Raw genomic sequence first — 23,401 nt, 5'->3', positions numbered from 1 at the left:
TAGACCAGCGGGAACGCGTTGACCACGGAAGCGGATTAATCGGCGGCCGGTTCGAGCAGCCGCTGCCAGCTGTGCAGCAGCAGGAGCAGCTCCAGATGCCGCTCCGGATCGGTCAGCTCGCCGGAGAAGAGGTCCTCCAGGCTGGACAGCCGGTAGCGGACGGTCTGCGTGTGGACGTTGAGCCGCTGCGCCGCGGCGGCGGCGTTGCGGCCGTTCTCCAGGTACGTGAGCAGCGTGGACACCAGGCGGCGGCGCTGGTTCGGGTTGAGGTCCATCAGCGGCGCCAGCCGCTGCGGGATCGCCGCCTCGATCAGGTCCAGCCCCATCGAGGCGACCAGCGTGGGCAGGTGGTCCACGCAGCGGATCACCCCGCCCACCGGGATCTTGCCGGTCTCGGCCAGCTCCAGCGCCCGCCGCGCCCACATCAGCGAGACGTTGCCGCGCGAGAGGTCGACGGTCGGGCCCACGGCGGCCGGCAGGTCGCCCAGCCCCGCGAGCAGGTGCCGGTGCCCGGGGCTGTCGGGGTCGGGCAGCACCAGCGAGGGGACCTGGCTCTGCCAGTCGGCCAGGACCGGCGGCGGCAGCAGCGGCGGCGCCTGCCCGGCCAGCCCGCGCACCGCCACCACGGCGATCGAGGACGGCGTGCCCCAGCCGGTGGAGCGTGCCAGCTGGGTGATCGCCACCCGGTCGGCCAGCCCGTCCCCGGTCAGCATCGCGTGCAGCCGGGCGCGCAGGTGCTCGCGCTGGCTGCCGGGCCGGTCGTGCACCCGCGCGTACCCGTCGGCGGCCGCCGCGGAGATCGCGTCCAGGTAGGCGAACAGCGACTCGATCAGCCGGCCGAGCGTCTCGTGCGGCCAGTCCAGCCGGGCCGCGGTCTGGGTGAACAGCCGCGCGGCGACCTGGCCGCACAGCCGCATCGCCGTCTGCAGGCTCTCCAGGCTGCGGCCCTTGCGGGCCTCGTACGCGCCGATCCCGGCGTAGATCTCGCGCACCGGTTCCCAGGAGGCGTCGGGGCTGGACACCACGACCAGGAAGTCGGAGACCGCGCGCCGGACGGAGCCGTACATCTTCTTGCCGTAGCTGCTGCCGAACGGCCGGGCGTACTCGGGGATGCGCTCGCGGATCCACTCGATCATCTCGTGGGCGACGTCGTCCACGTACGGGTACAGCGGCTCGACCACCTCCACCGGGAGCGTTCCCCAGAAGGGTTCCGGCGGTTTCCTGACCCCGGTTCCCGATCGCTCGCTCAAGATCGCCTCCTGGGTGGACGGGCCGTTTACTGGCAAGTAACCCAATAGTGATATTAGCCGCATGGAATCTCCGATGGCCCGCTACCCGGACAACCCGCCCCTGAGCGGCGGCTAGGCGTCGCGGTGGCCCAGGGCCCGGGAGAGGGCCAGGGCGGCGGTGTGCACGGCGGGGGAGACGTGGTCCAGCCGCATCCGGCTGCTCCAGCCCGAGATCGACAGGGCGCCCAGCACCTCGCCGTCGACGCCCAGCACGGGACTGGCCGCGCAGACCACGCCCAGGCCGGACTCCTCGTGGTCGTACGCGACCCCGGCGCGGCGGATCCCGGCCAGCTCGCGCGCAAGCAGGCCGGGCGCGACCGTGCTGCGCTCGCTGAGCCGCGGCAGGTCGCCCTCCAGTACGGCCCGCACGGTCTCCTGCGGGGAGAACGCCAGGATCGCCTTCCCGACGCCGGTCGCGTGCGCGGGCAGCCGGCCGCCCACCCGGGACGGCAGCGGCGGGCCGCCGGCGGAGGCCAGGATGTCCACGTACACGACCTCGCTGCCCTCCAGCACCGCCAGGTGGATCGTCTGCCGGGTCGCCTCGCGCAGGTCGTACATGTACGGGCGGGCCGCGTCGCGCAGCGCGCGCTGGCGCGGCACCCGCTGCCCGATCTCGAACAGCCGCAGCCCGAGCCGCACCTCCGGGCCGTGCCGCTCGAGCAGCCCCTCCTCGACCAGCGACAGCACGATGCGGTGCACGGTCGACCTGGGCAGCCCGGTACGGCGGGCCAGCTCGGCCGCGCCGACCGCGTTCTCCTCGCCCTTGAACGCGCCCAGCACCGCCACCACCCGGTGCAGGTAGGTCTCGTCCGTCGCCGCCGCCACGGGACCAGCCTATGCAGGCGATTCCGGTGCCCGTCCCGTGACGTGGGACGCGTTCCTTGGCCGCCGCCGCCCGCGCGGCGCAGGATCGCCGGCGGAAACGGAACGAAGGACGGAGGGCTCATGAGCAAGGCGACGGCCGCGATCGTCGGCCCCGGCAACATCGGCACGGACCTGCTGGTCAAGCTGCTGCGCAGCGACGCGATCGAGGTCCACTCGATGGTGGGCGTCGACCCGGCCTCCGACGGGCTCGCCCGCGCCCGCGAGATGGGCGTGGAGGCGTCGGCGGGCGGCGTGGACTGGCTGCTGGAGCGCGACGAGCTGCCCGACCTGGTCTTCGAGGCCACGTCGGCGAAGGCGCACCTGGCCAACGCGCCGCGCTACGCCGCGGCCGGGATCCAGGCGATCGACCTGACCCCGGCGGCGGCGGGCCCGTTCGTGTGCCCGCCGGTGAACCTGGACTCCCTCGCCGGCGCGCCCAACCTCAACATGATCACCTGCGGCGGGCAGGCCACGATCCCGATCGTGCACGCGGTGTCCTCGGTGGTCCCGGTCGCGTACGCGGAGATCGTCGCGTCCATCGCCTCCCGCTCGGCGGGACCGGGGACGCGGGCCAACATCGACGAGTTCACCCAGACCACCGCCCGCGCGATCGAGCGGGTCGGGAACGCCGGCCGGGGCAAGGCGATCATCATCCTGAATCCGGTGGACCCGCCGATGATCATGCGGGACACGGTGTTCTGCGCGATCCCGGCGGACGCCGACACCGCCGCCGTCGCCGCGTCCGTGCACGCGATGGTGGAGAAGGTGGCCGCGTACGTCCCCGGCTACACCCTGCGCGCCGAGCCGCAGTTCGACGGCCCGCGCGACATCTGGAACGGCAGCGCCCGCGTCGCGGTGTTCCTGGAGGTCCGCGGCAACGGCGACCACCTGCCGCCCTGGGCCGGCAACCTCGACATCATGACCGCGGCCGCCGCCTCCGTCGGCGAGCGGCTGGCCGCAGGAAGGAAGGTGACCGCGTGACCGAGAAGATCAGCGCACTTCCTGGGGGCGGACGCCCAGACCCCCAGGGCTCCCGCCCGGAGGGCGTCAGGATCACCGACTCGACCCTGCGCGACGGCAGCCACGCCATGGCGCACCGGTTCACCGAGGGCCAGGTCCGCGGCGTCGTGCACGCCCTCGACAGCGCCGGGGTGGAGGTCATCGAGGTCGCGCACGGCGACGGCCTCGGCGGGTCGTCGTTCAACTACGGCTTCTCGCTGGAGGACGAGATCAAGCTGATCGGCGCCGCCGTCGACGAGGCGGCCCGGGCGAGGATCGCGGTGCTGCTGCTGCCCGGCCTGGGCACCGTCGAGGACCTGCGGCACGCCCACGGCGCGGGCGCGTCCGTCGCGCGGATCGCCACCCACTGCACCGAGGCCGACGTGTCGGCGCAGCACTTCGCCGCCGCCCGCGACCTCGGCATGGAGACCGTCGGCTTCCTGATGCTCTCGCACCGCATCGGCCCGGAGGCGCTGGCCGCGCAGGCGCGGATCATGGCGGACGCGGGCGCGCAGTGCGTGTACGTCGTCGACTCGGCCGGCGCCATGGTGCTCGGCGACGCGCAGGCCCGGGTCGCGGCCCTGGTCGAGGAGGTCGGCGCCGAGGCGGAGGTCGGCTTCCACGGCCACCAGAACCTCTCCCTCGGCGTGGCCAACTCCGTCCTCGCCGTCCAGAACGGCGCCCGCCAGATCGACGGTGCCCTGTGCGCGCTCGGCGCCGGCGCCGGCAACGCCCCCACCGAGATCGTCGCCGCCACGTTCGAGCGCATGGGGATCGGCACCGGCGTGGACGTGCAGGGCGTGATGGCCGCCGCGCAGGACGTCGTCCGGCCGTTCCTGCCGCGGCTGCCGTTCGCCGACCGGTCGGCCATCACGCAGGGGTACGCCGGGGTCTACTCCAGCTTCCTGCTGCACGCCGAGCGCGCCGCCGAGCGCTACGGCGTCCCGGCGCACGCCATCCTGCAGAAGGTCGGCGAGGCCGGCTACGTCGGCGGCCAGGAGGACATGATCATCGACGTGGCGCTCCAGCTGGCCGCCGAGCGGGACGGCGCCCCGGTCAGCCGCTGACCGCCGCCGCGTGGTCGGGCACGTAGTGCTGGGTGTCCCGGGACGGCCGCTCGTACCCCGTGGACGGCGGCCGTTCCGGCAGTTCCAGCGCCGGCTCGGTGACGTCCTGGTACGGCACCGTCGACAGCAGGTGCGCCATCATGTTGATCCGCGCCGTCCGCTTGTCGTCGCTGTCGACGACGTACCAGGGCGCCTCCGGGATGTCGGTGTGCACGAACATGTCGTCCTTGGCGCGGGAGTAGTCCTCCCAGCGCGTGATCGACTCCAGGTCCATCGGTGACAGCTTCCAGCGCCGCATCGGGTCGTCGGCCCGCTTCTGGAACCGCCGCGCCTGCTCCTCGTCGCTGACCGAGAACCAGTACTTGCGCAGCAGGATCCCGTCCTCGACCAGCAGCCGCTCGAACACCGGGCACTGGTGCAGGAACCGCCGGTACTCGTCGTCGGTGCAGAACCCCATCACCCGCTCGACCCCGGCGCGGTTGTACCAGGACCGGTCGAACAGCACGATCTCCCCGGCCGCGGGCAGGTGCTGGACGTACCGCTGGAAGTACCACTGCGACGCCTCGCGGTGGGTCGGCGCGGGCAGCGCCGCGATCCGCGCGAACCGCGGGTTGAGGTACTGCGACACCCGGCGGATGGCGCCGCCCTTGCCCGCCGCGTCCCGCCCCTCGAACACCACCACCAGCCGGGCGCCCTCGGCGCGCACCCACTCCTGGAGCTTCACCAGCTCGCCCTGCAACCGGTACAGCTCGCGCTCGTAGATCTTGCGGGGCATCCTGCCGTCTTTGCTCATAACCGATTTGTACCGCCTCCGGGCGGCCGGAACGCCTGCCCGGGGTAGTCCAGAACGCGCTCGCCGAGCAGGCCCTCGATGACGTCCAGCAGGGCGAGCACGGCCGCGGCGATCGTGTCCGGGTCCTCGCCGGCGGCGGTGCGGCGGCCGATCTCGCCGAAGACCTGCGCGTGGCACCAGCCGATCTGGGCGGCGACCAGGCGGGGGAGCGGGTCGTCCGGGGCGGCGCCGGCCTCCTCGGCCAGGACGGCCGCGAGCTCGGCGACCATCTGCTCGCCGAGGTCCTCCAGCCGCGCCATCAGCGTGGGCGCGGCCCGCATCATCTCGAACACGCGCCCGAAGCCCTCGCTCAGCCCCAGGGCGCGGTCCCGGGCGCGGATCTCCGCGCGGAGCCGGGCCAGCACGGCCCGCGCGGGGGACGTGCCGGCCGGCCGCTCACGCACGATGGCGGCCAGCCGCGCGGCGGACGCCTGGTCCGGCGGCAGGACCAGGTCCTCCTTGGACTCGAAGTAGTTGTAGAGGGTGTTGACCGACACGTCGGCGGCCGCGGCGACCTCCGCGATCGTCACCTCGGCGAAGCCGCGCGCCACGAACAGCTCCGTGGCGGCCGCGGTGATCCGCTGCCGGGTCGCCCGCTTCTTGCGCTCGCGCAGCCCCTCCGTCATGGCAGTAGTCTAACCGCACTGCAAACTTTAAGTCGATTGCAAATTTGGAACGCGTTGTGGTTTTCTGGGGCCATGCCACCACCAGCCATCCGGACCCGGGGCCTGACCCGGACGTTCTCCCTCAAGAGCGGGCCCGTGCACGCCGTGCGCGGCATCGACCTGACCGTGGAACCGGGCGAGATCCTCGGCCTCCTCGGCCCGAACGGTGCCGGCAAGACCACCACCCTGCGGATGCTCACCACGCTGCTGCCGCCGACCGGCGGCACGGCCGAGGTCGCCGGCCACGACCTGCTCCGCGAGTCCGCGAAGGTGCGCGAGCGGATCGGGTACGTCGCCCAGTCCGGCGGCCTCGACCCCGCGTGCGCCGCCCGCGAGGAGCTCGTCACCCAGGCGCGGCTGCACCGGCTGCCCAGGGCCGCCGCGCGGGAGCGCGCCGAGGAGGTCGCCGCCGCGCTCGACCTCACCGGACTGCTCGACCGGCCCACCGCCGCGCTGTCCGGCGGGCAGCGCCGCCGCCTGGAGATCGCGCTCGGCCTGGTCAACCGGCCCGCGATCCTCTTCCTGGACGAGCCCACGACCGGACTCGATCCCGGCGCCCGCGCCGACCTGTGGGACCTCGTCCGGCGGATCCGCGGCGAGCGCGGCACCACGATCTTCCTGACCACGCACTACCTGGACGAGGCCGACGCGCTCGCCGACCGGGTGGTGGTCGTGGACGCCGGCGCCGTCGTGGCCGAGGGCCCGCCCGCCGACCTCAAGCGGCGGTACGCGGGCGACCCGGCCGCCAGCCTCCAGGACGCCTTCCTCGCCATCACCGGACGCGACGCCCCCGCCGCCCCGGCGCCCGTCGCGATCTGACCCGTACCCGAAAGCAGGACCGATGCCCCGCCTTCTCGCCGACACCGGCGTCGTCTTCGGCCGCTACGCGCGCGCCACGCTGCGCTCGAAGACGAACATGTTCTTCGGCATGCTCCAGCCGCTGCTGTTCCTGGGCCTGTTCGGCCCGCTGCTGACCGGGCTCGGGCTGGGCGGCGCCGCCGGCTCCTCCTGGCAGGTCCTCGTGCCCGGCCTGCTCGTGCAGCTCGCGCTGCTGGGCGGCTCGTTCGTGGGCCTCGGGATCATGATGGACCGGACGCTCGGCGTCATCGACCGCATGCGGGTCACCCCGGTGAGCCCGCTGGCGCCGCTCCTCGGCCGCACCCTGCGCGACACCGTCCAGCTGGTCGTCCAGGCCGTGCTGCTGGTGCTGCTCGGCCTGGCGCTCGGCCTGCGCGCCCCGCTGCCCGGCGTCCTGCTCGGCCTCGCGTTCGTCGCCGTGCTGTCGGCGGCGCTGTCGGCGCTGTCGTACGGGCTGGCGATGCGCGTCCGCTCCACGCCGGAGTTCGCCGCCATCACCAACACCGCGATGCTGCCGCTCATGCTGCTGTCCGGCGTCCTGCTGCCGATGAGCCTGGGGCCGGGCTGGCTGGACGCGGTGTCGCGCGCCGTCCCGTTCCGCTACACGGTCGACGCCGTGCGCGAGGCGTTCCTCGGGCACTACGCGTCCGGGACGGTCGCGCTCGGCGCCGCCGTCACGCTGATGACGGCCGCGCTCTGCCTCGTCGCGGGAGCGAGGATGTTCCGCTCCGCGCCATGACGGACCCGTAACTGACGGATTCGTGTCAGGAAGGCCCTCCGCCGCTGGCCCGGGCGGCGGCTCACCCTGACCGCGCCCGGGACCGGGCCGCTGGCCGTGGACGTCGACCTGGACGCCGCGCGCGGCGCCGTCACGATGGTCGACCGGCGGCGCGGCGCGAAGGCCGGCCCCGAACCGCTGCGGACGCTCGCCGCGTACCGCCGGGCGGACGGCGGCGGCGTCGCGTTCGGCGCCGAGTTCTCCGTCGTGCGGCCGGGCGCGCTGGCCGTGGGCGACGGGTTCCGGGTGACCGGGCGGAGCCGGGAGGCCGTTCAGGCCCGCTCGGGCGCCTGAACGATCGCCGCGGCCGCGGCGTCCCACTCGGCGGCGTTCGCCAGGTAGCGGTTCACCGGCAGCTTCTTGCGCTTCCCGTCCGCCCGGACGAGCACGATCCGCTTGCCCTCGACGGCGAGCGACTCGCCCGCCTCCGGCCGGAACGTGCGGCGCGTGCCGATGGGCGCGATCACCTCGACCGTCCGGGTGTGCGCGGTGTACGTGAAGTACGGCCGGCCGAGGTAGAGCGCGCCGAGCACGACGAACAGCACGCCGAGCACGAGGTTGATGATCCGGCCGCTGCCGTTCGCGAGGATCAGCAGCCCGCCGAGCAGGTTGAAGATCCCGACGGCGAGGAACGTCCACGCTGCGGGCCGGCTGTAGCCGACCGGCAGGGTCCTGCGGGGAGGAGTCGCCACGCGCCGATCATTCCACCGGCGGCGTCCCCCGCCCAGGTCCGGATCCGGCCGGGGCGGGGGCGCCGGGACGTCAGCGCCGGACGCCCTGGATGAACGCGAAGCGGTCGGTGTAGGTGATCTCGTGTTCCGGGTGCAGCAGCCGGATCGTCTCGATGCCCTCGTCGATCTCCCCGGCGGAGAAGGTCGACAGCACCGACATCCACCGGTTGCGGACCAGGTCGATCCACTGCTCCCGGTCGATCGTGACGGCGTACTCCTCGGACCGGTGCTCGGTCTCCAGCCCGGCCGCCGCCATCGCCGCCGCGATGAGGCCCGGCTCGGGCTGGTTGGCGGCGAAGCGGTCCAGCGCCGCGGGGAACAGCGGGTACTCGAGCCGCCGCGGGAGCGTGACGACCAGGATCCGGCCGCCGGGCGCGAGCCGCCCGGCCAGGCCGCTCAGCGTGGCGGGGATGTCCTTGACATGGTGGATCGCCTCCTTGAAGACGAACGCGTCCACCTTCTCGTACGGCATCGCCACCTCGCCCGCCGCGATCTGCTCGGCGGTCGCGCGGACGGGGGAGAGGCGGGGGTCGGCGGGCAGGAGGTCGAGCATGTGCTGGGACGGGTCCACGCACAGGATGGGAGTGCCGTCCGAGGCCGCCTCCAGCAGCCTGCTCAGGAAGAGCCCGGTGCCCGAGCCGATGTCGGCGACCCGGTCACCGGGCAGGGGGTCGAGCCAGGACATGATGCGGTCGGCCATCCAGGCGACGTACTCCGGACGGTCCGCCCAGTTCCTCTCGTAGGTCCTGGCGAGTCGCTGGTAGTGCTCGTCGTTGGTGAGGTCGATGACGCGATCCCTTCTGGCGCCCCGATCCGCGCATCCGGCCGCGCTGCCGGGGCCGCGCGGCCGGGGGTACCGGCGCGGCCGGGCCGTGATCTCTCGGCCACCTCCCTTCCCACGGTCCCGCGCGCGACAAACCTTCGCCTGTTCCGGCGCCCGCCGGGCCCGCGCCGTCCACGGCCGGCCGCCGCGGGCCGGTGCCGGCGGGCGCGCCGGCGTGCGCGGGGGTTTCACGGCAGGGTCAGCACTCGGGGCCCGTCCTCGGTGACGGCGATCGTGTGCTCGATGTGCGCGGCGCGGCTGCCGTCGTCGGTGTAGAGCGTCCAGCCGTCGCTCCCGGCGTGGTAGCCGTCGCCGCCGCCCGCGATGAACATCGGCTCGATGGCCAGCGTCAGGCCGGGCCGGAGCGGGAAGCCGCGGCCCGGGCGGCCCCGGTTGGGGACGTGCGGGTCCTCGTGCATGGTGCGGCCGATCCCATGCCCGCCGAAGTCGGCCGGCATGCCGTACCCGCCCGCCTTCGCGGCCGTGCCGATGGCGTGCGAGACGTCGCCGAGCCGGCCGCCCGCGACGGCCGCCGCGATGCCCGCCTCCAGCGCGTTCCGGGTCGCGGCGACCAACTCCGCGTCCCCGGGGCGGCGCGTGCCCACCGAGAACGTGGTCGCGGCGTCGCCGGTCCAGCCGTCCAGCGTGGCCCCGCAGTCGATGCCGACCAGGTCGCCGTCGCGCAGCCGGTAGTCGTTCGGCACGCCGTGCACGATGGCGTCGTTCACCGACGCGCAGATCACCCCGGGGAACGGGGTGGGCGCGAAGGACGGCCGGTAGCCCAGGAACGGCGAGCCCGCCCCCGCCTCCCGCAGGACGTCGCGGGCCACCTCGTCCAGGTCGCGCAGCGTCACCCCGACGGCGGCGGCCTTCTCCACGGCGGCCAGGGCGTTCGCCACCACGCGGCCGGCCTCGCGCATCGCCTCGACGGCCGTCCGGTCCTTGATCTCCACCATGCCGTGCTCCCTTCTCCGCAATTCTTATACCGGTATAAGTATCACGGTATTAGTATCGAGGCATGGTGAGGACTCCGTTGACCCCGTCCGAGCGCGCCCGCGGCGAGCGGCTGGGCGCGCTGCTGCGGCAGGCCCGCGGCTCCCGCAGCATGGTGGAGGTCGCCGCGGCGGCCGGGCTGTCGGCCGAGACGCTGCGCAAGATCGAGACCGGCCGGGCGCCGACGCCGGCGTTCTTCACCGTCGCCGCCCTGGCCACGGCCCTGGACCTCTCCCTGACCGACCTGGCCGAAGCGTGCGCCGCCCCGGAGCCGGACCAGGCCCTGACGGCCTGACCCTGCGCGCCCCGCCCCGGCGTCGACTCGTGGCGTGTTCCCCCGTTTCGCGGCGCGCTGGGGCCGGACACGCCACGAGTCGACGTCTTGGGAGCGTCAGGTGGCGGGCATCCGGCCGGCCACGATGTCGGCTTTGAGGGGGAGCACCAGGTCCGCGATCTCGCTGATCGTCTCCCCGGGGACTCCCGCCGCGGCGAGCGCCGCCACCAGATGGCCTGCCACCAGGTCGAAGTCCGCGGAGCCGATGCCGCGGCCCAGATGGGCGTCCTTCATCGTGCGGCCCTCGTAGCGGGCCGGGCCGCCGAGCGCCTGCGCGAAGAACTCCACCTGGCGGCCCTTGAGGCGGTGGATGCCGGACCCCTCGAAGAACGGCTTCAGCGCGGGGTCGGCCAGGATCCGCTCGTACAGGTCGTCCATCACCGCGACCAGGGCCGCCTCGCCGCCGATGGACTCGTAGATGCTCATGTCACCCTCCAGGGATCGACGCGTTCCCCGCCACGGTCCTGGATTTCCGCCGCGAACACCAGCCCTCTTGGCGCAGTGCCAATAATTGTCGGCGGGCCGTGATCGGCGGTACGGTGCTCAGCCGGGGAACGCGGGCGCGGGCAGCCCCTCGCCCGCGTCCGGGACGACGAACAGCGCGCCCGCGTGCGCCGCGCCGTCCGTTCCCACCGCGGCGCTGGTGACGTACAGGTCGCGCAGCCCGGGCCCGCCGAACGCGCACGCCGTCGTCTGCGCCGCCGGGAACTCGATCGTTGCCTCCTGCTTCCCGGACGGATCGAAGCGCAGCACCCGGCCGCCGCCCCACAGCGCCACCCACACGCGGCCGGCGGCGTCCACGGTCAGCCCGTCCGGGCTCCCGGGCCCCGCCACCTCGGCGAACGGCCGCCGCTCGGACACCCGCCCCTCGGCGGGATCGAAATCGAGCACGTCGATCCGCCCGGTCGGCGTGTCGACGTAGTACATGAGCCGGCCGTCCGGGCTCCACGCCACGCCATTGCTGATCGTCACGCCGTCCAGGACCGTCGCGACCCGCCCGTCCGGCCGCACCCGGCGCAGCACGCCCGCGCCCGGCCGCTCGTCGTAGGCCATCGTCCCCGCGTACAGCGCGCCGTCCGGGCCCACCGCCGCGTCGTTGCCCCGGCACCCGGCCGCAGGCAGCTCCGCCAGCCAGCGGAACGACCCGTCCGGGCCGTACAGGCCCACGCCGTCGCGCAGGTTGGCCACCAGGCCGCCGCCCGCCCGCGGCCGGGCCGCCCCCACGTGCTGCCCGGTCCGGCGGACGAGCGCGTCGGCGCCCGTGGCCGGGTCGTACGCGCGCACCTCGCAGGCCAGGATGTCCACCCACAGCAGCCGCTCCGCGACCGGGTCCCAGACCGGGCCCTCGCCCAGGGTGGCGCCCGCGGCCGCGGCGATCTCGTACCTCAACGTCATGCTCCCAACAGGGGCCGGGGGCGGCCGGTCGCCCGGCCGCCCCCGGAAGGCGTGGTCAGCGCGCGGAGAACGCGTAGACCGTGGTCGTGTCGTACACCTGCCCCGGCCGCAGCGTCGTGGACGGGAACCGCGGCTGGTTGGGGGAGTCGGGGAAGTGCTGCGTCTCCAGGCAGAACCCGTCGCCCTGCCGGTAGACCTTCCCGCTCGTCCCCTTCAGCGTGCCGGTCAGGAAGTTACCCGAATAGAACTGGAGACCGGGCTCGGTGGTGAGCACCTCCATCGTCCGCCCGCTGGACGGCTCGGTGACCCGCGCGGCCCGTGCCAGGCCGGAGCCCGCGCGGTCCAGGACGTAGTTGTGGTCGTAGCCCTGGCCGATGAGGATCTGCGGGTGCCCGTCGCGGATCCGCTCGCCGATGGCGTGCGGGCGCGTGAAGTCGAACGGCGTGTTCCGCACGGGCGCCAGCTCGCCGGTCGGGATCAGCGTGGCGTCCACCGGCGTGTAGCGGCTCGCGTTCACCTGGAGCCGGTGGCCGTAGACGTCGCCGGACCCCTCGCCGGCGAGGTTGAAGTAGGTGTGGTTGGTCAGGTTGACGACCGTCGGCCGGTCGGTGGTCGCCCGGTACGCGATGCGCAGCTCGCCGCGCGCGGTGACGGTGTAGGTGACCGCCGTCTCCAGCGTGCCCGGGTAGCCCTCCTCTCCGTTCGGGCTGGTACGGGTCATGCGCAGGCCGACGTTCCCGTTCTCCCGGACCGGGACGGCCTTCCAGACGCGCTCGTCGAAGCCCTTGTCGCCGCCGTGCAGGCTGTTCGGCCCGTTGTTGGCGGCCAGCTCGTACGTCGTGCCGTCGAGGGTGAACCTCGCGCCGCCGATGCGGTTGCCGTACCGGCCGATGATGGCGCCGAAGTACGGGTTCGCGGCCGTGTACGCCTCGCTGGTGTAGCCGTCCAGCGAGGCGAAGCCGAGCGCGACGTTGCCGGGTCTGCCGCGCCGGTCGGGCACCTCCAGGCTCTGGACGATCCCGCCGTACGTGAGCACCCGGACGCGCATCCCGCGCCCGTTGCTCAGCGTGTACCGCTCGATCGCGGTGCCGTCGGCGAGCCGGCCGAAGGGCTCCTTGGAGATCCCCGGCGCGCCGCCCGGCGCCGCGGGCGCGGCGCCCGCGGCGGCCGGGACGGAGCCGGCGGCCAGTGCGGCGGCGAGGACGGCGCCCGCCGCGGCGGCTCGGGGTCGGATGTACCTCATGGACTCTCTCCTCTCGGGACGGAGGTGGAGCTGTCGGAGGATCTAGCGGAGGATGGGAGCGCCGGAGCGGCGCTTGGTCCAGACGTCGAAGGCGACCGCGGCCAGCAGGACGATGCCCTTGACGAGCATCACCCGCTCGCTGGGCGCCCCGATCAGCGACATCCCGTTGTTGATCACGCCCATGATGAGGCCGCCGGTGATCGCGCCGACCACCTTGCCGACCCCGCCCTGAACGGCCGCGCCGCCGATGAACGCCGCCGCGATGGCGTCCAGCTCGAACGCGTTGCCCGCGGTCGGGCCCGCCTGGTTGAGCCGGCCCGCGAAGATCACGCCGGCCAGGGCGGACAGCACGCCCATGTTGACGAAGATCCAGAAGACGACCGACTTCACCTTCACGCCGGACAGCGTCGCGGCCTGGAGGTTGCCGCCCACCGCGTAGATCCGGCGGCCGAACACCGCGCGGTTGGTCAGCAGCGAGTAGCCCAGGACCAGCGCGGCCAGCAGCACCAGCACCCACGGCAGGTTGCGGAACCGGGCGAGCTGCATCGTCACCGCCATGATCAGCGCCCCGGCGGCGGCGATCTTCAGCAGGAAGACCGGCATCGGGTCGACGGTCTGCTTGTAGCCGAGCCGCGCCTTGCGGGTCCGCCACTGCGCGACCGCCAGCCCGGCCACCGCCGCGATCCCGGCCAGCAGGCTGACCAGGTCGGCGCCGCCCAGCGCGCCGAGCCCGACGTTGCCGAGGTAGCCGCCGGTGAAGCCGTTGGACAGCGTGCGGATCTCGTCCGGGAACGGGCCGATGCCCTGGTTGCCCAGCACGGTCAGCGTCAGCGCGCGGAACAGCAGCATCCCGGCCAGCGTCACGATGAACGACGGGATGCCGAAGTAGGCGATCCAGTAGCCCTGCCACGCCCCGATCAGCGCGCCCGCGCCCAGCGTCAGCAGCAGCGCGAGCGGCCAGGCCACGTCGTGGTTCACCATCAGCACCGCCGCCACCGCGCCGGTGACCGCGACGACCGAGCCCACCGACAGGTCGATGTGCCCGGAGATGATGACCAGGATCATCCCGATCGCCAGGATCAGGATGTAGCTGTTCTGCACGATGATGTTCGAGATGTTCTGCGGCTGCAGCAGGTCGCCGCCGGTCAGCACCGTGAACAGCGCCACGATCAGGGCGAACGCGATGTAGATGCCGCTCTGCCGGACGTTGACGGTCAGCCGGACCGGGGACCGGCCGTTCGGCGGGCCCGACCCGGCGCCGTTCCCGCTCCTGGCCACGGCGGGTGCGGTACTGCTCATCCGGGCTGCTCCTGTCCTCTGGTCATGAACGTCATGAGGCGCTCCTGGGTGGCCTCGGCGCGGGGGACCTCGCCGGTGATCCGGCCCGCCGCCATCGTGTAGATCCGGTCGCACATGCCGATCAGCTCCGGCAGCTCCGAGGAGATCAGCAGGATCGCCTTCCCCTCGGCGGCCAGCCGGTTCACGATCGCGTAGATCTCGTACTTGGCCCCCACGTCGATGCCGCGGGTGGGCTCGTCCAGGATCAGCACGTCCGGATCCGTGAAGATCCACTTGGACAGCACGACCTTCTGCTGGTTGCCGCCGCTGAGCTTGCCGGTCTCGCTCAGCACGTCCGGCGCCTTGATGTTCATCCCGGCGCGGAACTCCTCGGCGACGCGGTACTCCTCGTTCCCGTTCACCCAGCCGCGCCGGGCCAGCCGGCCCAGCCCGGCGGCCGACACGTTGCGGCGGATGTCCTCGATGAGGTTGAGGCCGTACCGCTTGCGGTCCTCGGTCGCGTACGCGATGCCGTGTCCGATCGCCTCCCGCACGGTCCGCGCCTCGATCTCCTTCCCGTCCTTGAAGAGCCGGCCGGTGACGCCGGTCCCGTACGAGCGGCCGAACACGCTCATGGCCAGCTCGGTACGGCCCGCGCCCATCAGCCCGGCCAGCCCGACGATCTCGCCGCGGCGCAGCGTGAGCCCGGCGCCGGACACGACCCGGCGGGAGTGCTGGGACGGGCTGTGCACCGTCCAGTCCTCGATCCGCAGCACCTCGCCGCCGATGTCGGGCTCGCGCGGCGGGTAGCGGTGCTCCAGGTCGCGGCCCACCATCCCGGCGATGATCCGGTCCTCGGTGACGTCGGTCCGGGCCGGGTCCAGCGTCTCGATCATCCGGCCGTCGCGCAGGATGCTGACGCGGTCGGCGATCGCCAGCACCTCGTTCAGCTTGTGCGAGATGATCACCGAGGTGATGCCCTCGTCGCGCAGCCCGCGGACCAGGTCGAGCAGGTGCGCGGAGTCCTCGTCGTTGAGGGCGGCGGTGGGCTCGTCCAGGATCAGCAGCCGCACCCGCTTGGACAGCGCCTTGGCGATCTCGACGAGCTGCTGCTTGCCGACGCCGAGCTCGGCGATCGGGGTGACCGGGCTCTCCGGCAGTCCGACCCGGTCCAGCAGCCGGTCCGCCTCGTGGTTGGTGCGGTTCCAGTCGACCAGGGCCAGCCCGCCGAGCCGCCGCTTCGCCGGGCCGCCGGTCCGCTCGTTGCCGAGGAAGATGTTCTCGGCGATCGACAGCTGCGGGCACAGCGCCAGCTCCTGGTGGATGATGACGATGCCGCGCTCCTCGCTGTCCCGGATGCCGGCGAACCGGCACGGCTCGCCCGCGAAGGAGATCTCCCCCTCGTACGAGCCGTGCGGGTACACCCCGGACAGCACCTTCATCAGCGTGGACTTGCCGGCGCCGTTCTCGCCGCAGATCCCGTGGATCTCGCCGCGCCGCACGGTCAGGTCCACTCCGGACAGCGCGCGGACGCCGGGGAACGTCTTGGTGATCCCCCGCATCACGAGGATCTCGTCCCCGTCGCCGGTGGTTCGGGTGTCGTCGGCCATGGCGGATCAGCCGAGCTGCGCCTGCGTGTAGTAGCCGCTGTCCAGCAGCGCCGACTTGACCGCGGACTTCTCCACGATCACCGGCTGGAGCAGCTGCGACGGGACCACCTTCACGCCGTTGTTGTAGTCCTTGGTGTTGTTCACCTGCGGCTTGCCGCCCTTGAGGACGGTGTCGGCCATCTTCACGGTCTCGGCGGCCAGCTGCCGGGTGTCCTTGAAGATGGTCGAGTACTGCTCGCCCGCCATGATCGACTTCACCGAGGCGACCTCGGCGTCCTGCCCGGTCACCACCGGGTACGGCTGGCCGCCGGTGCCGTAGCCGTTGCTCTTGAGCGCCGACAGGATGCCGATCGACAGCCCGTCGTACGGTGACAGCACGCCCTGCACCTTCGCGCCGCCGCTGTAGGTCTTGGTGAGCAGGTCCTCCATCCGCTTCTGCGCGGTCGCCGGGTCCCAGCGCAGGATCGCGATCGTCTTGAAGTCGGTCTGGCCGCTGGCGACCTTCAGCGTTCCCTTGTCGATGTACGGCTTGAGCACCGACATCGCGCCGTTGTAGAAGAACGTGGCGTTGTTGTCGTCCGGCGAGCCGCCGAACAGCTCGATGTTGAACGGGCCCTTCGCGGTGCCCTCCGAGCCGTCGGCGTTCTTCAGCTTCAGCCCGATCAGCAGCGACGTCGCCTGCTGCACGCCGACCTTGTAGTTGTCGAACGTGGCGTAGTAGTCCACGTTCGGGCTGTTGCGGATGAGCCGGTCGTAGGCGATGACCGGGATCTTCTTGTCGCCGGCCTGCTGGAGCTGGGTGGTCAGCGCGGTGCCGTCGATCGAGGCCACGACCAGCGCCCGGGCGCCCTTGGTGATCTGGTTCTCGATCTGGCTGACCTGGGTGGGGATGTCGTTCTCGGCGTACTGGAGGTCCACCTTGTAGCCGAGCTTCTCCAGCCCGGTCTTGAGGTTGTTCCCGTCGTGGATCCAGCGCTCGGACGACTTGGTCGGCATCGTGATCCCGACCAGCGAGCCCTTGCCGGCGGCGGACCTGGCCTCCTTGTCGACCGTCTTCTCGGCCGAGCCGCAGGCGGACACGGCGGCGGTCAGCGCGAGCGCGGACAGGACGGTGGTGAGGCGCCCGAATCTCATGGGGTGCTCCTTGGGGGTGAAGGAGTGGCTGTACGGAGTGGGCTGAAAGGGGTGGGCTGAAAAGAGTGGGCTGTCAGGACATGACCGGCGCGGGCTCGTCCGGGAACCGCCGCAGCGGCCCCGGATCGCGCGCGCCGACCGGGGACATCCCCTCGTCCGCCCCGAGCCGGGCGAGGGTGTCGAGGACCAGCCGGCCGCGCCGCACGCGCTCCCGGCCGGACTCGACGGCGGCGGGCAGCAGGTGCCGTCCCGCCGGGTACAGGGCGGGCGCGTTCCGCAGCCCGAACTTCAGGTAGATGGGGGCGCCGCAGCGGACCAGCTCGGCCGCGTCGTACATGCGGACGAAACCGCCCAGGTCGTCGGGCGCCTCCACGTAGAAGTCGATCGGTGCCGCGCTCACCGACCGGATCTCGGCGAGCTGCGCGACGGTCAGGTCGCTGGGCACGTTCAGCGAGTCGGCCCCGAGCCGCTCCCACACCGCGAACGCGGCGGGGTTCACCGGCCCGACCAGCGCCGACACCTTGAACGTCACGCCGGCGGGCAGCCGCCCGGCGGCGCGCATCCGGTGCAGCGTCCACAGCACGCCCTCGTCGGCGACCAGCAGCGACCGCACGCCGAGGCCGGTGGCGCGCTCGGCGTCCTCGACGCACTGGGCGAGCTGGTCGCGGCCGCGGGCGCGCGGCCCGGACGAGGCGTACGCGCGGCCGCCCGCGCCCGGCTCCCACGAGCCCCGCGGCCCGAGGAACAGGCTCAGCTCGACGCCGCGCGCCGCGCAGGCCGCGACCATCTCGCCGATCTCGGCGTCGGTGAGCATCCACACGCCGCTGCCCTGGCTGATGCGGTGCAGCGGGACGGCCAGCCGCTCGCTCTCGGTGAGGACCGCGTCCAGCACGGCCGGCCCCTCGCAGGACGGCAGCTCGGTGCGCCACGTGCCGCCGTCGGGGAAGCGCGCCACCGACGACGGCACGAGTTCGGCGCGCGGCGGGAACCCCAGGTCGCGCAGCGCGCGCTCGCCGGGATGCCGGGGGCGGGACGGAGGAAGGGGGTCCATCACTTCTCCTGCGGGTCGGGACGGAGCAGGACCTTGCCCGCGTCCGGGGAGGCACTGAGCTTGAGCGCCCGCTCGTAGTCGTCCAGCGGGAGCTCGTGGGTGATCAGGGCGGCCGGGCGCAGCACGCCGGCGCCGAACGCGCGCACCGCGTACGCCCAGTCGGCCGGGCCCGCGCCGAACACGGTGTGGAGCGAGAGCGCGCGGGTGACCAGCAGCGTGGTCGGGACCGCGTCGGCCGGGTCGGCGGGGATGCCGGTGAGCACGACCCGGCCGCCGCGCCGGGCGAGCGCCACCGCCGCGTGCGCGGTGCCGGTGACGCCCGCGGTCTCCACGACCACGTCGAACGCGCCCTCCGCGGCCTCGCCGGGCGGGTGGACGGCGGTCGCGCCGGCGGCCAGCGCGGGCCCGGCGCGCTCGGTCCGCGGATCGATCGCGACCAGCCGGGACGGGGACGCGGCGGCCAGGTACTGGAGGGCCAGCATGCCGAGCGTCCCGGCGCCGACCACCGCCGCCGTCTCGCCCGGCCGCAGCGCGGCCAGCCGGGTCGCGGCGGCCATCACCGCGGCCGGCTCCAGCAGCGCCGCCGCGCGCAGGTCGGCCCCGTCGGGCAGCACGTGCAGCAGCCGCGCCGGGACCAGCAGGTGGTCGGCGAACGCGCCCGGCCGGGTGAAGCCGGTCTCGTCGTAGCCGCCGGAGCACAGGTTGGGGGCGCCGTCCCGGCAGTACGGGCAGCGCCCGCAGCCCCGGTAGCCCTCGCCGACCACCTTGACGCCGACCAGGTCCGGGTCCGCGCCGGGGCCGACCGCCTCGACCGTTCCGGACCATTCGTGGCCGGGGGTGACGGGGTAGCCGGCGAACCCGGCGGGGCGGGCGCCGTCGTACAGCTCGCGGTCGCTGCCGCACAGCCCGGCGGCGGCCACCCGGACCAGCGCCTCGCCGGGGCCCGGCTCGGGCGGCTCGCCCTGGACGACCCGGAACCGGCCGGGCCGCTCCACCACGACGCGTCGGCTCACCGGCGCACCCCGGTGCCCTCGCGCTTGTGCCAGTCCTCGGCGAACAGGTCGAAGTCGGCGGTGCGGCGGGGGAACGCGGCGACCGCGTCCAGGTCCAGCTCGACGCCCAGCCCGGGCGCCTCCGGCACCGCGAAGTGGCCGTCCACGACCTCGGGCCCGCCGCGCGCGACGCTCTTGACCTCGGCGTCGGCGAAGTCGTTGAAGTGTTCGAGGATCTTGAAGTTGGGGACGCAGACGCCGAGCTGGAGGCTGGCGGCGGTGAGCACGGGGCCGCCGACGTTGTGCGGCGCGAGCTGCACGTAGTACGTCTCGGCGGCCGCGGCGAGCTTGCGCGTCTCGGCGATGCCGCCGAGATGGCCGACGTCGGGCTGGATGATGTCGGCGGCCTGGAGCTCCAGCAGCTCGCGGAACTCGATCCGGTCGTGGATGCGCTCGCCGGTCGCGATCGGCAGCCGGGTGTGCGCGGCGATCTTCGCCAGCGCCTTGAGGTTCTCCGGCGGGCAGGGCTCCTCCAGCCAGGCCGGGTCGTACGGCTCCAGCAGCCCGGCCAGCCGGATCGCGGTGGCGGGGGAGAAGCGGCCGTGCATCTCCACCAGCAGCTCGCACTCCGGGCCGACGGCGTCCCGCACGGCCTCGACCAGGGAGACCGAGCGCATCGTCTCGCCGTGGTCGAGCTCCATCCGGCCCGCGCCGAACGGGTCCAGCTTGAGCGCCCGGTAGCCGCGCTCGACCACCCGCCGGGCCGCGGCGTGGAACTCCTCGGGCGTGCGGTCGACGGTGTACCAGCCGTTGGCGTACGCCTTGACGCGGTCGCGGACCTTCCCGCCCAGCAGCCGCCACACGGGCTGGCCGAGCGCCTTGCCGACGATGTCCCAGCAGGCCGTCTCCACGCACGCGATGCCGGACATCACGATCTCGCCGGCCCGCCCGTAGTCGCCGTACTTCATCCGCTGGACGAGGTCCTCGATGTCGAACGGGTCGCTGCCGGCGACGTGCCGCCGCTCCGCCTCGGCCAGGTAGCCGAGCAGCGCGTCGGTGTGGCCGAGCATGCGGGCCTCGCCGACGCCGGTGAGCCCTTCGTCGGTGTGCACGGTGACGAACGTGAGGTTCCGCCAGGGCGTCCCCACCACATGGGTGCCGATCTTGGTGATGCGCACGGATCGCTTCCTCGGGTCGAGATGGTCTAACGCTTGCTTGTGTTAGCGCTAACAAAATTGAGAGCGAGGCGGACAGGGACGGGGACGGACGGGATGGACGGAACGGACGGGGACGGGTCAGCCGGGACGGGCGGCGGTGCTCTCCCGGACCACCAGCTCGGGTTCGACGGTGCGGCGCGGCGCGCCCTCGACGCCCGCGATGCGGTCCATGAGGAGCTGGAACGCGTGCCGCCCCACCTCGCCGAACGGCTGCCGGACGCTGGTCAGCGGGGGTGCGAAGTACGGCGCCTCCGGAACGTCGTCGAAGCCGGCCACGCTCACCTCCTCGGGGACGCGGCGGCCCGCCTCGCGCAGCGCGCGCAGCAGCCCCAGCGCCATCGGATCGTTGGCGGCGAACACCGCCGTCACCTCGGGGTCGGCGGCCAGCCGCCGCCCCTGCTCGTATCCGGAGCGGGCGCTCCAGTCGCCCGGCAGCGGCTCGGGCGCCGGGCGGCCGGCGGCCTCCAGGACCGCGCGCCAGCCCGCGACGCGCTCGCTCGCGTCGATCCAGTCGCCGGGCCCCGCCACGTGGTGCACCGTCGCGTGCCCCAGGCTCAGCAGGTGCCGGGTCACCCGCGCGGCGCCCGCCCGGTGGTCGACCGCGGCCACCGGGACCGGCAGGTCGTCGCCCGCGCCGACCACCACGGCGGGGAAGTCGGGCGGCAGCCCGCGCAGCCCCTCGGCCGCCGACCGGTGCGGCGCGATGACGACGATGCCGTCGACCGACTGCGCGCGCAGCCGTTCCACCGCGTCCTGCACGGACCGGCGGGTCAGCGAGCTGAGGCTGGCGATGCTGACGGTGTGCTCGGCCCGCCGCGCGGCCCGCTCGATGCCGTAGAGCGTCGAGGCGGGGCCGTACAGGGTGGTGTCGAAACTGACCACGCCGAGCACCCGGGACCGGCCGGTGACCAGCACCCGGGCCGCCGAGTTGGGGCGGTAGTCGAGCTCGCGCATCGCCGCGAGCACCCGGGCGCGGGTCGCCGGGCGGACCTTCTCGGGGGTGTTGAGGACGCGGGAGACCGTCATCGCCGACACCCCGGCCCGCGCCGCCACGTCCTCCATGACCGCCGCCCGGGGCCGGGCGGCCGGGGCGCCGGGGGCGTCCGGGACGCCCGCGCCCGCGCCGCCGGCGGGAGAGGGGGCCGGGGGGACGGTCATGTGATCTCCTGCACACCGGGGTGGGTGGCCTCGATGTTTGCGCTAACGCGCGATGGTGTCAAGACCCATGGCCAGACCCGTGGTAGCGCGAACATCGCCCGCCGCACCCCGGCCCAGGTCACGTGCGGGCCGCCCGCTCCCGGACGGCCCGCGCGGCCGGGCCCGGACGGTCACCCGCTGACCGGCATGGCCTCCCGCGCCCGCTCCCGCGACTCCATCATCTGCTCGTGCACCCCGCGCGAGCCCCACTGCTCCTCCATGCGCATCGCGCACCCCAGAGCGAAGAACGTCGGCGCCCACTGGCCCACGAAGATCCCCCAGTGGTCGGCGCGGTCGATCCCGGCCGCCTCGGCGTTGCGGGAGATCGCCCACGACGCGAACGAGGCGCCGATCGACGCGATGCCCATCCCGTACATCATGTTGGACGACAGCCCCATCTTGCGCAGCATGCCGAGCATGTGCCCCCCTTGGAAACCCGTTTCAGGTCGGTCCTTGCTGGAACGTCCCTTCCCGGGCCGCGAACCGCTATGGCAATGCGCGTGCCAAGAAATGCGCACCGGTCAGGAGCGTGCGCCGTCACCGGCCGGGACGTCGGTGCGCGCCACGAACGCGCGCCGCCCGCCCGGCACGCCGGTGCGGAGCTCGCCGTCGGTCTCGTACGGGAAGGCGAACGGGATCCCGGCGGCCACGAGCGGCCGGGGGCCGTCCATCAGGTGGAAGTGCAGGTGCGGCTCGGAGCTGTTGCCGGAGTTGCCGACCTCGCCGAGCGGGTCGCCGGCCCGGACCCGGTCGCCCTTGGCGACCCGGAGCGAGCCGCGCCGCAGGTGGGCGAACACCGCGTACACGCCGTCGCCGATGTCGAGGATCACGTGGTTGCCGAGGATGAACCGGCAGGACGACAGCGTCAGGAACGACCCGATCTGCCGGAAGATCATGCCTTCGACCAGCAGGTAGACCAGGCCGGGCCAGGAGTTGCGGCTCCAGTGGTCGCGCTGCCGGCCGCCCGCGGCGACCACGACGCCGTCGGCGGGCGCCGAGACCGGCCGCCCGAACGCCGGGAACGTCTCCGGCCGCGCCGCGAGCCGGCCGCCCGGCAGCGGCTTCCACTCCACCGCCGGGTCGGGCGCGTACACGAGGTCGATCGCGTACGTCTGGCCGGCCTCGTGGGTGCCGTGGCTGGGGACCTTGTCGGCCGGGCTGTTCACCGGGATCCAGCGCCCCTCCAGCGGGCTGCGCACGACGACCGGCTCCCGGTCCGAGGCGCCGGCCGGGACGAAGAACAGGACCAGGCCGAGGACGACGAGGAACGTCCCGGCGTAGAACACCGCGCGGACGTCGTGCAGGTTCATGCTCAGCCCGAGGGCGATGCCCAGCAGCAGGACCGGGGTCCTGAAGCGGGCGATCTTCTTGAGCATTCCGCCTCCCTGTGCGGTCGGGGGCGCTAGCGGCGGGCGGCCGCCAGCACCGTGAGGATCGGGACCACCCGCTCGCCCGGCACGGCGTACCGGCCGCGGGCGGTGGTGCGCAGCCAGCCGGCCGCGACCAGCTGGCGCAGGTGGTGGTAGAGCTGCCCGGTGGTGCCGAGCCGCTCGTGCGCGGCGAGTTCGGCGGTGGTGGAGGCGCCGTGCAGGATCTCCCGCAGCAGCAGCAGCCGGACCGGGTGGGCCAGCGCCGAGAGCGTGTCGGCGGCCTGCGCCCAGTCGTCGTCCAGCAGGTCCGCCGCCGGGTGCCCCTGCTGCCACTCGTAATGCTCGCCGGCCGGCAGGGTCACGCTGCCCGTGAACAGCACCGCGCCCTGGTCGCCCGCGCGCTCCTTCAGCCCGTTGAGGGCCCAGAACGTCTCGCCGTCCGGCACCGGGCCGGCGGCGGTCCCGCTCCCGGTCGCGGGGGCGGCGGTGTCCGCGGCCTCTTCTTCGAGCCGCGCCACGCGCTCCTCGAGCCGTGCGAGCCGCTCAGCGAGCGTGCCGTCTCTCTCCGCTGTCACGGTTCCATAATTACGTAGAAACGTAATTTCATCAAGGCGGGCCGTGCGGAGCTTGTGTGGACTTATACGAACAACGCCGTGTTTCGGGGCGTTCGGGGGTGGCCGG

At 73.6% G+C, this 23,401-nt stretch carries 26 protein-coding genes; 6 read left to right on the top strand and 20 right to left on the bottom strand.

The window, feature by feature from the left end; all coding sequences use genetic code 11:
• Positions 1 to 35: 35 nt before the first annotated feature.
• Both ACA361_RS18510 and ACA361_RS18505 read right to left on the bottom strand, forming a co-directional pair.
• The gene (locus ACA361_RS18510) at positions 36 to 1,250 is read right to left on the bottom strand and encodes a helix-turn-helix domain-containing protein (protein WP_375013256.1); all 1,215 of its coding nucleotides are present in this window, start codon (positions 1,248 to 1,250) and stop codon (positions 36 to 38) included.
• Between the two features lie 111 nt (positions 1,251 to 1,361).
• Positions 1,362 to 2,114 carry an IclR family transcriptional regulator gene (locus tag ACA361_RS18505; protein WP_375013255.1) on the bottom strand — a complete coding sequence of 251 codons (753 nt, stop codon included), beginning with the start codon at positions 2,112 to 2,114 and terminating at the stop codon, positions 1,362 to 1,364.
• A gap of 120 nt (positions 2,115 to 2,234) precedes the next feature.
• Here ACA361_RS18505 and ACA361_RS18500 point away from each other — a divergent pair, with 120 nt between their 5' ends.
• Both ACA361_RS18500 and dmpG read left to right on the top strand, forming a co-directional pair.
• Positions 2,235 to 3,134, top strand: coding sequence for an acetaldehyde dehydrogenase (acetylating) (locus ACA361_RS18500; protein ID WP_375013254.1), 900 nt, complete (start codon positions 2,235 to 2,237; stop codon positions 3,132 to 3,134).
• 71 nt (positions 3,135 to 3,205) lie between these two features.
• A complete protein-coding gene (gene dmpG, locus ACA361_RS18495; protein WP_375013562.1) occupies positions 3,206 to 4,219 on the top strand; it encodes a 4-hydroxy-2-oxovalerate aldolase in 1,014 nt (337 codons plus the stop codon).
• Here dmpG and ppk2 read toward each other — a convergent pair.
• A complete protein-coding gene (ppk2, locus tag ACA361_RS18490; RefSeq protein ID WP_375013253.1) occupies positions 4,209 to 5,012 on the bottom strand; it encodes a polyphosphate kinase 2 in 804 nt (267 codons plus the stop codon). The two genes, dmpG and ppk2, sit on opposite strands and share 11 nt — an antisense overlap.
• The gene (locus ACA361_RS18485) at positions 5,009 to 5,677 is read right to left on the bottom strand and encodes a TetR/AcrR family transcriptional regulator (protein WP_375013252.1); all 669 of its coding nucleotides are present in this window, start codon (positions 5,675 to 5,677) and stop codon (positions 5,009 to 5,011) included. The genes ppk2 and ACA361_RS18485 overlap by 4 nt, the downstream gene beginning before the upstream one ends.
• 72 nt (positions 5,678 to 5,749) lie before the next feature.
• On the opposite strand from ACA361_RS18485, the gene ACA361_RS18480 reads away from it, so the two are divergent.
• The 3 genes from ACA361_RS18480 (at position 5,750) to ACA361_RS18470 (ending at position 7,646) form a co-directional block, all read left to right on the top strand.
• Positions 5,750 to 6,535 (top strand): ABC transporter ATP-binding protein, encoded by a 786-nt coding sequence (locus tag ACA361_RS18480; protein ID WP_375013251.1) that lies wholly within the window; start codon positions 5,750 to 5,752, stop codon positions 6,533 to 6,535.
• 22 nt (positions 6,536 to 6,557) lie between these two features.
• A complete protein-coding gene (locus ACA361_RS18475) occupies positions 6,558 to 7,313 on the top strand; it encodes an ABC transporter permease (protein WP_375013250.1) in 756 nt (251 codons plus the stop codon).
• Between the two features lie 96 nt (positions 7,314 to 7,409).
• Entirely contained in the window at positions 7,410 to 7,646 is a 237-nt protein-coding gene (locus tag ACA361_RS18470) for a hypothetical protein (RefSeq protein WP_375013249.1), read from the top strand.
• On the opposite strand, the gene ACA361_RS18465 is transcribed toward ACA361_RS18470, so the two are convergent.
• The 3 genes from ACA361_RS18465 to map all read right to left on the bottom strand — a co-directional run bounded on the left by ACA361_RS18465 (position 7,625) and on the right by map (position 9,862).
• Positions 7,625 to 8,044 (bottom strand): hypothetical protein, encoded by a 420-nt coding sequence (locus ACA361_RS18465; protein ID WP_375013248.1) that lies wholly within the window; start codon positions 8,042 to 8,044, stop codon positions 7,625 to 7,627. The two genes, ACA361_RS18470 and ACA361_RS18465, sit on opposite strands and share 22 nt — an antisense overlap.
• 70 nt (positions 8,045 to 8,114) lie before the next feature.
• The gene (locus ACA361_RS18460) at positions 8,115 to 8,783 is read right to left on the bottom strand and encodes a class I SAM-dependent methyltransferase (protein ID WP_375013247.1); all 669 of its coding nucleotides are present in this window, start codon (positions 8,781 to 8,783) and stop codon (positions 8,115 to 8,117) included.
• A gap of 311 nt (positions 8,784 to 9,094) precedes the next feature.
• Complete coding sequence (map, locus tag ACA361_RS18455; protein WP_375013246.1) at positions 9,095 to 9,862, bottom strand: type I methionyl aminopeptidase; 768 nt, start codon at positions 9,860 to 9,862, stop codon at positions 9,095 to 9,097.
• A 62-nt stretch (positions 9,863 to 9,924) separates the two neighbouring features.
• On the opposite strand from map, the gene ACA361_RS18450 reads away from it, so the two are divergent.
• Positions 9,925 to 10,194, top strand: coding sequence for a helix-turn-helix domain-containing protein (locus tag ACA361_RS18450; protein ID WP_375013245.1), 270 nt, complete (start codon positions 9,925 to 9,927; stop codon positions 10,192 to 10,194).
• Positions 10,195 to 10,290: 96 nt separating this feature from the next.
• On the opposite strand, the gene ACA361_RS18445 is transcribed toward ACA361_RS18450, so the two are convergent.
• The 13 genes from ACA361_RS18445 to ACA361_RS18385 all read right to left on the bottom strand — a co-directional run bounded on the left by ACA361_RS18445 (position 10,291) and on the right by ACA361_RS18385 (position 23,295).
• Positions 10,291 to 10,659, bottom strand: a complete 369-nt coding sequence (locus ACA361_RS18445) for a group 1 truncated hemoglobin (protein ID WP_375013244.1) — start codon at positions 10,657 to 10,659, stop codon at positions 10,291 to 10,293.
• A 117-nt stretch (positions 10,660 to 10,776) separates the two neighbouring features.
• Positions 10,777 to 11,622 carry an SMP-30/gluconolactonase/LRE family protein gene (locus ACA361_RS18440; protein WP_375013243.1) on the bottom strand — a complete coding sequence of 282 codons (846 nt, stop codon included), beginning with the start codon at positions 11,620 to 11,622 and terminating at the stop codon, positions 10,777 to 10,779.
• Between the two features lie 61 nt (positions 11,623 to 11,683).
• Positions 11,684 to 12,871 (bottom strand): aldose epimerase family protein, encoded by a 1,188-nt coding sequence (locus ACA361_RS18435; protein WP_375013242.1) that lies wholly within the window; start codon positions 12,869 to 12,871, stop codon positions 11,684 to 11,686.
• A gap of 42 nt (positions 12,872 to 12,913) precedes the next feature.
• Positions 12,914 to 14,170: a multiple monosaccharide ABC transporter permease gene (gene mmsB / locus ACA361_RS18430; protein ID WP_375013241.1), complete on the bottom strand. Its 1,257-nt coding sequence runs from the start codon at positions 14,168 to 14,170 to the stop codon at positions 12,914 to 12,916.
• Entirely contained in the window at positions 14,167 to 15,759 is a 1,593-nt protein-coding gene (mmsA, locus tag ACA361_RS18425; RefSeq protein WP_375013240.1) for a multiple monosaccharide ABC transporter ATP-binding protein, read from the bottom strand. The genes mmsB and mmsA overlap by 4 nt, the downstream gene beginning before the upstream one ends.
• Before the next feature lie 6 nt (positions 15,760 to 15,765).
• Positions 15,766 to 16,893, bottom strand: coding sequence for a multiple monosaccharide ABC transporter substrate-binding protein (chvE, locus tag ACA361_RS18420; protein ID WP_375013239.1), 1,128 nt, complete (start codon positions 16,891 to 16,893; stop codon positions 15,766 to 15,768).
• Positions 16,894 to 16,966: 73 nt separating this feature from the next.
• Complete coding sequence (locus tag ACA361_RS18415) at positions 16,967 to 17,944, bottom strand: hypothetical protein (protein WP_375013238.1); 978 nt, start codon at positions 17,942 to 17,944, stop codon at positions 16,967 to 16,969.
• Positions 17,944 to 18,957: a zinc-binding dehydrogenase gene (locus ACA361_RS18410; RefSeq protein ID WP_375013237.1), complete on the bottom strand. Its 1,014-nt coding sequence runs from the start codon at positions 18,955 to 18,957 to the stop codon at positions 17,944 to 17,946. The genes ACA361_RS18415 and ACA361_RS18410 overlap by 1 nt, the downstream gene beginning before the upstream one ends.
• Positions 18,954 to 20,114: a mandelate racemase/muconate lactonizing enzyme family protein gene (locus ACA361_RS18405; protein ID WP_375013235.1), complete on the bottom strand. Its 1,161-nt coding sequence runs from the start codon at positions 20,112 to 20,114 to the stop codon at positions 18,954 to 18,956. Before ACA361_RS18405 ends, ACA361_RS18410 begins: the two co-directional genes overlap by 4 nt.
• Before the next feature lie 117 nt (positions 20,115 to 20,231).
• Positions 20,232 to 21,215 (bottom strand): LacI family DNA-binding transcriptional regulator, encoded by a 984-nt coding sequence (locus ACA361_RS18400; RefSeq protein ID WP_375013560.1) that lies wholly within the window; start codon positions 21,213 to 21,215, stop codon positions 20,232 to 20,234.
• A 266-nt stretch (positions 21,216 to 21,481) separates the two neighbouring features.
• Positions 21,482 to 21,769, bottom strand: a complete 288-nt coding sequence (locus ACA361_RS18395) for a hypothetical protein (RefSeq protein ID WP_375013234.1) — start codon at positions 21,767 to 21,769, stop codon at positions 21,482 to 21,484.
• A gap of 102 nt (positions 21,770 to 21,871) precedes the next feature.
• Entirely contained in the window at positions 21,872 to 22,726 is an 855-nt protein-coding gene (locus tag ACA361_RS18390; RefSeq protein WP_375013233.1) for a M23 family metallopeptidase, read from the bottom strand.
• Positions 22,727 to 22,752: 26 nt separating this feature from the next.
• Positions 22,753 to 23,295: an ArsR/SmtB family transcription factor gene (locus ACA361_RS18385; protein WP_375013232.1), complete on the bottom strand. Its 543-nt coding sequence runs from the start codon at positions 23,293 to 23,295 to the stop codon at positions 22,753 to 22,755.
• Positions 23,296 to 23,401 lie beyond the last annotated feature (106 nt).

Origin of the sequence: Actinomadura sp. 21ATH (assembly GCF_041951345.1) — a bacterium.
Taxonomy (GTDB): domain Bacteria; phylum Actinomycetota; class Actinomycetes; order Streptosporangiales; family Streptosporangiaceae; genus Spirillospora.
This window is presented reverse-complemented; position numbering and strand designations above follow the sequence as displayed.